Below are 11,802 nucleotides of genomic sequence, written 5' to 3'. Positions count from 1 at the left end.
AGGAATCAAAAGGTATAATTTCTAACAGTTCTTACTAGGAGTAACTTTTCAGTCCCAGGGAGGTGTCTATGTCAAACAAGTCTCGTAGCTTGCAAGCTAAGCGGGACTGGGGGAGCGATGACACTGATTGCAATTTACTGCATGTAGATATGGACTGTTTCTTTGCTGCGGTGGAGATGCGAGAACAACCTCAATATCAAAATCGCCCCTTGATTGTGGCAGGTAGCGGGCGTCGTTCGGTAGTGGCTGCAGCCAATTATCCGGCTCGGGCATTTGGGATTCATTCGGCTATGCCGGCTGCACAAGCACTTCAAAAATGTCCCCAGGTAATTGTTTGTCCACCTCGGATTGATTATTACCGGCAAGTTTCAAAACAGGTGATGGCGATCTTCGATCGTTTTACGGCCCAAGTTGAACCAGTTAGCGTTGATGAAGCTTTTCTTGATATTAAAGGTGCCCGCCGGAGGTTGGGTAGTGCTCCCCAGATTGCGGCTCAAATTAAAGAGGCGTTGGCTAAAGAGCTGCATTTGCCGGCCTCGATTGGCATTAGTGCAATTAAGTTCGTTGCTAAAATCGCCTCCGCCCATGCTAAACCAAATGGGTTGTTATTAATTCCAAAAGCTCAAACGGTGCCGTTTCTGCATTGCCTTTCAGTGGGAGCTCTGTGGGGAGTCGGTCCCGCTACCGCGAAAAAACTAGCTAGCCACGGGGTAACCGAGGTTGCTGAACTTGCCGAAGTGCCTCTACCGACACTTATTTCCTGGGTAGGAAATGCCGCCGGTCAACATTTGCATCAATTAGCTTGGGGAATCGACCCCCGTGGGGTGGAAGGCTCGGCGGCAGAAAAATCCATTAGTAAAGAGCACACCTTCGAAACTAATCTGCGTGATGTGTCCGCTTTGCAGCAACAGATCTTGGCGCAGTCGCACGAGGTGGCCAGGCGTCTGCGGCGTCAAGAGCTAGTGGCTGGGGGAGCCAGCTTGAAACTAAGGACTGCTGACTTTAAGACCGTAACTAGATCAGTCAGGCTAGATCCGCCCTCGGCCTTAGCCCACGATATTTACCAAGCGATAGTAGGGCTGATCCCTCGGCCACTACCTGCTGGAGGAATTCGTCTAGTTGGGGTGCGAGCCGATTCTTTGCGTCATCAGTCCGAGGGGATCCAATTACGTCTTGACGAGGACGGGCGCCAAGCCGCCGCCGAAGCTGCCTTAGATCAGGTTCAGAACAAGTTTGGCAGTAGCGCCCTGGCTCCTGCCAGCTTACTACGGCGAAATGATGCTAACTAAACTGAACCTCCTTTAGTTTGTGAACTTGGGTAGTAGGGGTGACATAGATAGCTGGATATGAGAAACTAAGGGACAAACGCTTGACGAAATGGAGAGTCTTTTGGGCCTATCGGAACATGAACAGCAAATCTGGGATCAGATGGCTTCTAGCTTGGAAGCTGAACTTGGGATTGCCGATGTCACTGAACCTCTTCGTCAGACGACTGGTAATGAGTCAAAACCAACTTCAGAACCAAAGAAAAAAGCACTTGATTCTCGCCGGATTCTTTGGGGGTCACTGGGAGCTCTCCTAGGGATTGTCTTGCTTTTGGTAGGCGTTACTCTCGGCTATCAACTCTCGGGCATTATCGTTGGTCTAGTCGGCATTGGTTTTATGGTGGCCGGTGTTTACTACGCGCTATCTAATCCCTTCCAATCTGAGCATAAGAAAACTGACAAACCTGCAAAGACAGGTAGTTTTAAAGCCAAGCAACAAGAAAAGTTTCGTCAGCGAGGCCAGCAACAAGCCTAAGGCCAACTAGCTTTCTTTACCCTCCACTTTTCTCCCTCGACTACGGTCGGGGGATTTTCTTTGTCATTTTTCTTTGATCGAAATATTTAGGGTGAGAAAAAGTGAGAAATTCCCTCCACTTTCCTCCACCTTAAATAAGTGTTGGTATTTCAATGATTCTTAAAAATTAATTTCGAAAAATAGCTCGTTTTGCAAAGACATGTGGTGGGAAATGGAGTAAAGTGGTGGATGTCTGGTTGGAAACATGATTTTGCTGGGGAGGTGCCCATGCTCTCAGCTTTTTTGGGAACTTATGAACCCAAGCTCGATGACAAGGGTCGCCTCATTTTGCCTGCGAAATTGCGTGACCAACTAGGGGCTGAACTAGTTCTGACTAGAGGCCAGGAACGATGCATCTTTGTGTTTTCGGCACCCGAGTTTGAACGGATGTATTCCGAACTGCGAAAAGCGCCGTTAACTTCGAAGCAAGCACGCGACTTTACCCGTGTGATTCTCTCGGGTGCAGATGTGCAAACTCCGGATAAACAAGGACGTATCTCGATTGCTGCTAACTTGCGCGACTACGCCAACCTAGGGCGTGACTTAGTGGTAATCGGCACTGGCTCTCGAGTAGAAATCTGGGATGCCCAAGCTTGGCACAACTACCTACCTGATGCGGAAGAAACCTTCTCCAACACAGGTGAGGAAATCGTGCCGGGTCTGTTCTGACAATCACGTGAGATCTACAGCTTGTAGTTCTGAGAAACTTCCCCGTTCCCAGAACGCCAGCTGTGGCTCTGGCGAGATTGTCAATAAACAAAAACAAACGATAAACAAAAGGAGGGAACATGCGAGAAATCGACCCAGCTGGCGCGCACCAACCAGTCTTGCGTGATGCTTGTCTAGATTTGTTAGCTCCTGCCCTCCAAGTGGCAAAGCCAGTAGTTATCGATTGCACCCTAGGGATGGGCGGGCACACCGAAGCCATGCTCGAGCGCTTTGAAACTCTCACTGTTTTGGGTATCGACCGAGATCAAGAAGCGATTGCTTTGGCGTCCAAACGATTGTCTCGATTCGGTGATCGTTTTCAGGCATTCCACACCACCTACGATCAGGTGGGCGAGGTCGCAGCCACGGTCGGCGGCATGGTTGACGGAATCTTGATGGACCTTGGAGTTTCCTCCTTGCAACTAGATGAAGTTGACCGAGGATTCTCCTATGCTCGAGATGCGGCACTTGATATGCGAATGGATCAGCAAGCACAAACTGATGCCGGCACATTTTTGAACACTGCTGACGAAGCGGAGTTACGTCGCGTACTCCATCTTTACGGCGAAGAAAAATTCGCCGGTCGCATTGCGAAAAACATTGTAAAAGCACGTGCTGAAAAACCATTAACTCGCACCAGTGAACTAGTAGCAATTGTCCGTGATTCGTTGCCTGCAGCGGCCATGCGTACCGGTGGTAACCCGGCCAAGCGTACGTTCCAGGCTATTCGCATCGCGGTAAATGATGAACTTGGAATCCTCCGCCTAGCCTTACCTCGAGCCATCAATTCATTGCGTCTGGGGGGACGACTAGTAGTCGAGTCCTACCAATCCCTCGAAGACCGCCTAGTTAAACGTTCTTTTGCCGCTGGTGCGACTACGCAGGCGCCTCCGGATTTGCCGGTAGTTCCCGAAAGCGCCAAACCCTATTTACAGCTAGTGACCAAGGGGGCTCGTCGAGCCACCGAGGCCGAAATTGCTGATAACCCCAGATCTGCGCCGGTTCGCCTACGAGCCTGCGAAAAAATCCGCGACGTCAAAGTTGATGATAAACAAAGGATGCAAGCATGAACGCAACCGCTAAAGTAAGCCCACGGTACGCCCGTCCTCGGCCCACCGCACCGGTCCGCGCCAAACTCGAGGTAGTAAAATCACCTCGCCCCAAGAAGCGCCAGCGTTTGGTACTTGCCTCTTCCTTGGTGTTGATTGTGGCTGCTATTGGTGCTGCCCTAGGCATCAACTCTTACCAGACAGTGCTCAGTCTTAATATGGGCAAGTACCGTACTGAATTGGAAGTGCTCAAGGAGCAGAATCAGGCTTTGCGAGATCAGATTAACGAGGTGTCTTCGGCCTCGAAATTGGCAGATAAGGCGCGGGAACTAGGAATGGTGCCTTATGCCGACTATGGTTACATCAATCTTGACACTAAAGAAATCGTAGGCGGTAAACCCGCAAGATAAATAGTAGGAGGCGGGTGCTAATGATTGCCTGGTTGAAAGAATTCATCCTTGCGGGATTCCGAAATCTTGTTCAGGCTTTGCGTCCTTATCCTCGCGGAACTATTTCTCGCCCTCGCCTAACTCTTTTGGTTGGGCTTTTCGGAATGGCTTTTTTGGGTCTAACTGTCGTGCTATTTTTTGTCCAAGTTGTATACGGACAAAGCTATGCACAAGAAGGCATTCGGAATCGCATGGTGGGTCAAGTTTTAACCGCAGAACGCGGAAAAATCTATGATTCAACTGGGCAGGTACTTGCCTCCTCATCGACCCGTTACGATTTGGTTGCCGACCCAGTTAACCTTAGCTCCTACGTTCAGATTAAAAAGACCGAGGATGAAAACGGTAAAGTTCATCGCGAAATTATTGGTCGTGGCCCTTTGGCAGCCGCCAAACAGCTTGCCCCCTTGCTAAAAATGAACCCTGCAGAGCTTGGTGGCATGCTGACTCAGAATCCGCATTCTTATGAAGAAGCAGAGGCGGAAGAAAATAAGGTTAACCAAGAACGCGCCAAGGGAAATACCAAATATCGCAACCAATATCGCCGTAACTACCAACTAGTTGCTAAAGACTTAACCCCAGAAGTAGCTCGACAAATTAATGATTTGCATATTGTTGGGATTAAAACGATTGAAAAGTCGCAACGCTTGTATCCACGTGGAGACATTGCCGCAAACATTATTGGTACTTTTGCCTATCCAGCCACCAAAACTCCGGAAGGTGCGCCAAAGCGGGTTGGGGTGACAGGGATTGAAAAACTAGAACAAAACGTTTTGAAAGCAACCCCAGGTTACTGGGAAGCAGAAATCGGTGGCAACGGGGCGGTGATCCCCGGCGGTGAAGAACATGAAACTCCCGCAGTGCCTGGAACCGATGTGCACCTAACGATTAATGCCGATCTAAATGCTTTCGCTCAAAAAGTCGCAGATGAAACTAAGGAACGCTTCCAGCCTGATTGGGTGGTAGCCCTAGTGGAAGAAGTTAAAACCGGTCGTCTATTGGCGATTGGTGATTCTGGGGTAGTAAACCCCCAAAACGCGAAACCGGGCACTCCGGTACTGTTCAGCTCTCGTGCCGCGTCAGCAACCTATCCACCCGGTTCAACCGCCAAGGTGGTTACCGTGGCGCAGGCACTTGAAGAAGCAAAAATTACTCCGCTAACGCCGGTCATGTCGTACGGCAAGATCACTATGCCTAATGGGGAAACCTTCCAAGACTCACACCAGCACCCAGCTATCAATATGACAGCGGCCGGAATCATTGCCGAGTCTTCCAACACTGGTACCGTGCAAATCGGCGACAAAGTTAGCGATGAAGCTCGCTACAATCTCATGCGCGCTTTCGGCTGGGGAGAAAAAACTGGGGTACAGCTAACCGACGAAAGTGCAGGCATCTTGCCCAAATACGACAAATGGGGCGGACGTACTCGCTATGCCACCATGTTCGGACAAGGCTTTAACACCACACCTTTGCAGGTGGTAAATATGTTGGCCACCATTGGCAATGGCGGGGTTAAGAACAAAGTTCATCTAGTCGATGGCTATACCAAACCAGATGGTCATTATGAGAAGGTCGACCTCGGCCAGCCAAAACGCGTAATCAGCGAAAAAACCGCCAAAGAACTAGTGCGCATGATGGAAGGCGTGGTCACTGAAGAAGGTACCGCACCAGAGGCAAGACTCGATGGCTATAACGTCGCAGGTAAGAGTGGTACTTCCGAACTCCTTTCTAAGAACCCAAATGAGAGCGGGGTAGTGGCTTCTTTCGGTGGCATCTTGCCAGCCGAAAACCCAGTAGCGGCGGTACTAGTGGTAGCCTACCGGCCAAAGAGCGGTGTTTATGGTGGTGTCGTGGCGGTACCCGCCTTTAAACAACTAGCACTGCGGACTATGCAAACGTTGGGAGTTCGCCCATCAGAAGATGGCCCCGACCTCTTCCCCCTAAAGGTTGAGTGAGTATGAATTTGTTTTCATCGGGTGTCTGTCGTTCATCTAAATCACTAATGCTTTAAGGTAGAAACATGTCTATGGCCTTCCGCGATTTCGCTCCAGTATCCAATGAGGGAGTAACTATTGCCGAACTATGTCAAACGCATGGTTTAGCTTGCCTACAAGGGGAACAACAGACCGTTATTAAGCAAGTTTCCTTAGACTCCCAACAGGTACTTCCGCAAGGCTTATTTATCGCCTTGCCAGGGGCGAAAACCCATGGAATTAAATACCTTGCTGGGGCGCTGAAACTAGGGGCGACGGCCGTATTAACCGACCCAGCGGGAGCCGAACAGGCTTTCGAAGCAGGTGAACTTCCAAAGGACTTCGTGGTTCTGACCCATCCACAGCCACGACAAATCGCCGGAGAAGTTGCCGCCCAAATTTTCTCAAGCCCGAGTCAAGCAGTAGCAGTTTATGGGGTCACTGGAACGAACGGAAAAACTACTACCACCTATTTGCTTCGGGCAGCCTTGGGAGCGAAAAACAATCCGCAAGCACAAGACCAGCCATTAGTAGAGACTAAGCAATGTGGAGTGATCGGGACGGTAGCCGTTGAAATTGGTGGCGCTAAAATCCCTAGCGTGCGAACCAGCGTAGAAGCACCACTTCTACAACAACTTTTAGCGTATGCCAAAGAAAAATCAGTACCGCAACTAGCGATCGAAGTTTCCTCGCACGCACTCGAACTTGGGAGAGTTAATGCCACTAAGTTCAAAGTGGTCGGTTTTTTGAATCTACAGCGTGATCACCTAGATTTCCACGGCACCATGGAAGACTACTTCCAAGCCAAAGCTAAACTATTTACCCCCAAATATGCCACGCAAGGAGTTGTCTGTATTGACGATGAATGGGGACAAAAGCTTGCAAAAACATCCGAAATAGATGTAGTTACTGTCGCGGTAGAAAAAGTCGCTGATTGGACTGCAAAAAACTTGCAGGCGAGTGAAGATCATCGCGGGACACATTTTGAACTTCACGGTCCGCAAGGGCAGGTGGTATCAGCCCTAGCGCCGCTTCCTGGCAACTACAATGTGGAAAACACTGCGATGGCTATTGTGATGGCAATTGCTGGGGGAGTAGAGCCGCAACTGGCTGCTGATGCGATTGCTCATTCAGCACAGGTGCCTGGTCGCATGCAAGTAGCGCAAGGACGCACTGATACTACTCCTTTAGTTGTGGTTGACTATGCTCATACGACCGATGCTTTGACTGGAGCGATTGCCGCTTTACGTGATCGAACAGAGGGCAATATGTTGGTAGTCTTTGGGGCTACTGGTGAGCGAGACCGTGGTAAGCGTGCAGATATGGGACAAACAGTTTGTGCACATGCTGAGGTAGCGCTCGTTACCGAGGACGATCCCTACGACGAAGATCCGGCACAGATTCGTAAAGAAGTTCTAGCTGGTTGTCCTAATGAGCCGGTGTCCTTTAAAGTCGCCAAAGAACTCTTGGCTACTCCAGATCACACCCGTGAATCTGCCGTTGTCCTAGAAATCGATGGTCGTGAAAAAGCCATCATTACGGCCTTAAAACTCGCCACGCCTCAAGATACGGTACTTTTAGCTGGTCGCGGCCATGAAACCATCCAAATGGTGGCTGGTGTGCCCGTACATTTGGATGACAACCAAGTGGTTGTTGATTATTACGCAAGTGGAGAAGAATCCCATGAATGTTGATCTCGCAACTCTCGCAGATTTTCTAGGTGGCCAGTTAACTGGAGAAAACTGTTTTTTAGCTGCCAATGTCGTGACCGACTCCCGCGAAGTTATTCCCGGTAGTCTCTATGTGGCGCGCGAAGGAGAAAAGGCAGACGGACACGACTACCTTACTGCTGCAAAAGAAAATGGGGCGGTAGCTGCCCTTGTTTCTAAGCCAGGTAACTGGCCTCTTCCGACAATCTTAGTTGCGGATACGACTCGCGCTTTAGGGCAAGTGGCAAAGTTCCACTTGGCACAGTGTCGCTCACTAAACCCAGAACTTCAAGTTTGTGGTGTGACAGGTTCGGCTGGAAAGACAACTACTAAGGATCTTCTAGCACAATCTTTAGCAGCCGTTGCGCCAACTGTTTCGAACCTCCGGTCTTTTAACAATGAAGTTGGGATGCCATTAACTGCCCTAAAAACTGAGGCTAAAACTGCTTTTACCGTTTTGGAAATGGGCGCTGATGGTCCGGGAAATCTAGCTTACTTGACCAGCTTGGTGCCGCTCGATGTCGCCGTAGTATTAATGGTTGGACGAGCTCATCTTGGCGGTTTCGGGACCTACGAAATGGTAGCAAAAACTAAAGCGGAACTGGTTTCTGGACTACGCCCAACGGGAATTGCGGTTCTGAACGCTGACGATCCCCAAGTGGTGAAAATGGCTGCTATGGCACCTGATCGCGTGATTTGGTTTTCGCCAAGTGGACAGGAAATGATCTCGGCCCCTAGTGTTCGAGGCACCCAGGTTGATTTCATTAATCCAGACAACAATCCTGATTTGTCCTATGAACCAACCTCAGTTGATTTATGGGCCACCGATATTTCCTTAGATGCAATTGGCCATCCAACCTTTACTTTGCATTGGGCAGACCAGAGTGCTCAGGTGAAGTTGCAGATTGTGGGGCAACACCATGTTGCTAACGCTCTTGCTGCCGCCGGTGCTGCCTTTGCTATGGGGTTGACCCTAGCTCAGGTAGTTTATGGATTAGAGCAGGCAGGAGCGATCAGCCCTCACCGGATGCACATTTTTAGTGTTAATGGGGTGCAGGTGCTTGACGATGCATACAATGCCAACCCTGATTCTATGCGTGCCGGGATCAGTGCACTTGCGCATCTTGGGCCACTTGAAGCTAATGGCAGATTGGTGGCAGTGCTTGGACAGATGTTGGAACTTGGCCCGACTTCTGATGAACTTCACGCCGAATTAGCAACAGTCCTAGAAGAATCTGGGGTAGCTCAGACGGTGATCGTAGGTGAGCGTGCAAAGCCCTTGCATGAAGCTCTTACTGGAAAGATTCCCAGCAAATATTGCGATGACCTAGCCACCGCCCGTGAGGCTCTCGCTCAAACTCTTCGCGCTGGTGATACTGTTTTAGTTAAAGGCTCGCAATATTCGAACGTTTATCAGTTAGCTGAGGAACTGGCAAAGGGAGAACTAATCAAATGATGGCAATTTTGATCGCCCTAGGAATCTCGCTCGTAGTTTCCTTGTTTGGCACTCCCTTTTATATTAAGTTCCTAATCAAACGCCAGTATGGTCAATTCATTCGCCAAGATGGCCCGACTGAGCACTTGACCAAACGCGGTACGCCCACCATGGGTGGCGTCATGATTATTTTTGCCACTCTCGTTGGTTGGCTTAGCGCCTATGCTTTTGCTGGGAGATGGCCGGCATTATCATCCGTGCTTCTCATGTGGCTTTTTGTTGGGGCTGGAGTCATTGGCTTTGTTGATGATTTCACCAAGATTAGTAAACAAAGATCTTTGGGCTTGAACCCACTGGCCAAGATTATTGGCCAAGTTTTGGTTGGTACTATCTTTGCCCTTGGGGCCACCTTAATCGAAGCCCCAGATGGTCGAACGCCTGCTTCAACCGCGATTTCAATCGTACGGGATACGAATTTTGATTTGGCTACTTGGGGTATGGGCCTTGGCATTGTGCTCATGATCCTGTGGGTGAATCTTCTGGTAGCCGCGTGGTCCAACGCAGTAAATCTCACCGATGGACTCGACGGCCTCGCGACTGGTAGCTCAATGGTTGTCTTCGGTGCCTATACGTTTATTTCGATTTGGCAGTATTACCAAGATTGCACCAAGGTAGACTCTCTCGGGTGTTATCAAACCTCTAATCCACTGGGCTTAACAATTGTTTCAGCAGCTATTGTGGGAGCCTGTTTTGGTTTCCTCTGGTGGAACGCTGCTCCTGCCCAGATCTTTATGGGCGACACTGGTTCGCTAGCACTTGGTGCTGCGGTTGCTGGGCTATCCATTCTCACCCACACTGAGTTCTTGGCAATCATTATTGGCGGGCTATTCGTCATTATTGTCATGTCAGACGTTATTCAGATTACCTCGTTCAAACTCACCAGAAAACGTGTCTTTAAGATGGCACCATTGCATCATCACTTTGAACTTTTGGGATGGCGGGAAATCACTATCGTTATCCGTTTCTGGTTGATTGCTGGCGTCTTTGCCATCCTCGGGGTGATTTTGTTCTACGCAGAATGGGCAGCTACAGTCCGATGAGTAATTCTTTCCAAAATCTGCCTACCGATCTACCCGACACTAATATCTTCGCCCAAGCGAAGCGTGCCGCAGTACTAGGGGCTGCTACCACCGGTCTAGCAGTTGCCGAAGTACTTACTTCGCAAGGAATCGAAGTCACCCTCTACGACGGATCACAGTCAGCCGTAGACAAAGCTCAAGCCGCTGGGTTTAATGCCATTGGTGGTGAGGTTAATGAGCTAGGTGAGCAAATAGTTGCTGAGGAATACGATCTCGTAGTAGCTTCCCCAGGGATTCCTCCCTCGTCTCAGCTTTTGGCTCCTGCATTAGCTGCCGGTCGGGTTTGGTCCGAGGTCGAACTTGCCTGGCATTGGCAACAGGCCCAAGGCGGCAAACAGCCCTGGCTATGTGTCACCGGTACCAATGGGAAAACCACCACGGTGGGTATGTGTGGGGCAATTTTGACTGCCGCTGGTTACCGGGCACCTCAGGTTGGGAATATCGGTCGCTCGATCTTAACTGAAGTAGCTACCGGCGAATACGATGCCTTAGTAGTCGAGCTTTCAAGTTTCCAACTTTTTTATGCCCAAGATATGGCGCCAACTGCGTCAGTTTGCTTGAACGTAGCTGCGGACCACTTAGATTGGCATGGTAGCACTGAAGCTTATGCCAAGGCTAAAGCTAAGATTTACGAAAATACGATTACTGCCTGTGTTTATCCAGAATCTGATGCAGCAGTGATCAAAATGGTGGAAGACGCTGACGTTGCTGAAGGTGCCCGAGCTATTTCCTTCACCCTGGGCTCTCCAGCTCCTTCGGGCATTGGAGTTATCGAGGATAACCTGATCGATCGTGCTTACTTGCCACAGCGTCAAACCCAAGCACTTTTCATGGCTAGTTTTGCTGATCTCGCTCACTTGGGCCCATCGGCGCTAAGCCCAGCACTGGTTAGCGATGCCTTAGCAGCGATTGCCTTAACTCGAGCACTAGACGTTGAACCTGAAGCAGTTTCCGCTGGCTTGCGTTCCTTCGAACTTGCCGGTCACCGTCGTCGTGACCTGGGAGTGGTTGCGGAAGTTAACTGGATTGATGATTCTAAGGCTACCAATGCCCATGCAGCTGCTGCATCGTTGGCTGGCATCGCTCCGGGACGTGCCGTTTGGATTGCTGGTGGTTTAGCCAAGGGCCAGGATTTCCATGACCTCGTCAAGAGCGTTGCTCCACGATTACGTTCCGTGGTAGTTATCGGCGAAGATCGTTCGGCATGGTTGGAAGCCTTTGCAGAGCATGCTCCCCAAATTCCGTTAGTAGAGGTCGACGGTCACGAAGACTTCATGATGTCGGTAGTCCATGAATGCGTAGCACATTCGCTCCCAGGCGATACGGTTGTGCTTGCTCCTGCCTGTGCCTCATGGGACCAGTTCAATTCCTATGCGCAGCGTGGGGAAGCATTTGCGCAGGCGGTAGCTCGACTTGCTGAGCAACAAGCTGAAGCACAGACCATGCCGCTAGCACCCTCGTCAGAAGATACAAATGGTGCAGGCTCATGAGCCGACTAAATACT

10 protein-coding genes are annotated in these 11,802 nt (G+C 50.1%); all 10 read left to right on the top strand.

All coding sequences use genetic code 11. From position 1 onward, the window contains the following. Positions 1 to 68 precede the first annotated feature (68 nt). The 10 genes from dinB (at position 69) to murD (ending at position 11,788) form a co-directional block, all read left to right on the top strand. Positions 69 to 1,289 (top strand): DNA polymerase IV, encoded by a 1,221-nt coding sequence (gene dinB, locus BK816_RS05720; RefSeq protein ID WP_071164318.1) that lies wholly within the window; start codon positions 69 to 71, stop codon positions 1,287 to 1,289. Positions 1,290 to 1,377: 88 nt separating this feature from the next. Next, complete coding sequence (locus BK816_RS05715; protein WP_083379103.1) at positions 1,378 to 1,800, top strand: DUF3040 domain-containing protein; 423 nt, start codon at positions 1,378 to 1,380, stop codon at positions 1,798 to 1,800. A 228-nt stretch (positions 1,801 to 2,028) separates the two neighbouring features. Beyond that, a complete protein-coding gene (gene mraZ, locus BK816_RS05710) occupies positions 2,029 to 2,508 on the top strand; it encodes a division/cell wall cluster transcriptional repressor MraZ (protein WP_241270830.1) in 480 nt (159 codons plus the stop codon). A gap of 119 nt (positions 2,509 to 2,627) precedes the next feature. Beyond that, positions 2,628 to 3,617: a 16S rRNA (cytosine(1402)-N(4))-methyltransferase RsmH gene (gene rsmH / locus BK816_RS05705; protein ID WP_071164316.1), complete on the top strand. Its 990-nt coding sequence runs from the start codon at positions 2,628 to 2,630 to the stop codon at positions 3,615 to 3,617. After that, positions 3,614 to 4,006 carry a cell division protein FtsL gene (gene ftsL / locus BK816_RS05700; protein WP_071164315.1) on the top strand — a complete coding sequence of 131 codons (393 nt, stop codon included), beginning with the start codon at positions 3,614 to 3,616 and terminating at the stop codon, positions 4,004 to 4,006. Before rsmH ends, ftsL begins: the two co-directional genes overlap by 4 nt. A 20-nt stretch (positions 4,007 to 4,026) precedes the next feature. Next, entirely contained in the window at positions 4,027 to 5,997 is a 1,971-nt protein-coding gene (locus BK816_RS05695) for a peptidoglycan D,D-transpeptidase FtsI family protein (protein ID WP_083379102.1), read from the top strand. A gap of 65 nt (positions 5,998 to 6,062) precedes the next feature. Continuing rightward, positions 6,063 to 7,709, top strand: coding sequence for a Mur ligase family protein (locus BK816_RS05690; protein WP_083379101.1), 1,647 nt, complete (start codon positions 6,063 to 6,065; stop codon positions 7,707 to 7,709). Next, positions 7,699 to 9,180, top strand: a complete 1,482-nt coding sequence (locus BK816_RS05685; RefSeq protein ID WP_071164314.1) for a UDP-N-acetylmuramoyl-tripeptide--D-alanyl-D-alanine ligase — start codon at positions 7,699 to 7,701, stop codon at positions 9,178 to 9,180. Before BK816_RS05690 ends, BK816_RS05685 begins: the two co-directional genes overlap by 11 nt. Then, on the top strand, positions 9,177 to 10,259 hold the full coding sequence (gene mraY / locus BK816_RS05680; protein WP_071164313.1) for a phospho-N-acetylmuramoyl-pentapeptide-transferase: 1,083 nt from the start codon (positions 9,177 to 9,179) through the stop codon (positions 10,257 to 10,259). The genes BK816_RS05685 and mraY overlap by 4 nt, the downstream gene beginning before the upstream one ends. Next, complete coding sequence (gene murD / locus BK816_RS05675; RefSeq protein ID WP_071164312.1) at positions 10,256 to 11,788, top strand: UDP-N-acetylmuramoyl-L-alanine--D-glutamate ligase; 1,533 nt, start codon at positions 10,256 to 10,258, stop codon at positions 11,786 to 11,788. Before mraY ends, murD begins: the two co-directional genes overlap by 4 nt. Positions 11,789 to 11,802: the final 14 nt, after the last annotated feature.

Origin of the sequence: Boudabousia tangfeifanii, from assembly GCF_001856685.1 — a bacterium.
Taxonomy (GTDB): domain Bacteria; phylum Actinomycetota; class Actinomycetes; order Actinomycetales; family Actinomycetaceae; genus Boudabousia; species Boudabousia tangfeifanii.
Note: the sequence above shows the minus strand (reverse complement) of the source record. Positions and strands in the feature narration are given on the sequence as shown.

Coding starts and splice junctions, on each gene's coding strand:
- mraY (WP_071164313.1), top strand. CDS start 9,177: ATGATGGCAATTTTGATCGCCCTAGGAATCTCGCTCGTAGTTTCCTTG.
- BK816_RS05685 (WP_071164314.1), top strand. CDS start 7,699: ATGAATGTTGATCTCGCAACTCTCGCAGATTTTCTAGGTGGCCAGTTA.
- murD (WP_071164312.1), top strand. CDS start 10,256: ATGAGTAATTCTTTCCAAAATCTGCCTACCGATCTACCCGACACTAAT.
- mraZ (WP_241270830.1), top strand. CDS start 2,029: ATGTCTGGTTGGAAACATGATTTTGCTGGGGAGGTGCCCATGCTCTCA.
- rsmH (WP_071164316.1), top strand. CDS start 2,628: ATGCGAGAAATCGACCCAGCTGGCGCGCACCAACCAGTCTTGCGTGAT.
- BK816_RS05695 (WP_083379102.1), top strand. CDS start 4,027: ATGATTGCCTGGTTGAAAGAATTCATCCTTGCGGGATTCCGAAATCTT.
- BK816_RS05690 (WP_083379101.1), top strand. CDS start 6,063: ATGTCTATGGCCTTCCGCGATTTCGCTCCAGTATCCAATGAGGGAGTA.
- ftsL (WP_071164315.1), top strand. CDS start 3,614: ATGAACGCAACCGCTAAAGTAAGCCCACGGTACGCCCGTCCTCGGCCC.
- BK816_RS05715 (WP_083379103.1), top strand. CDS start 1,378: ATGGAGAGTCTTTTGGGCCTATCGGAACATGAACAGCAAATCTGGGAT.
- dinB (WP_071164318.1), top strand. CDS start 69: ATGTCAAACAAGTCTCGTAGCTTGCAAGCTAAGCGGGACTGGGGGAGC.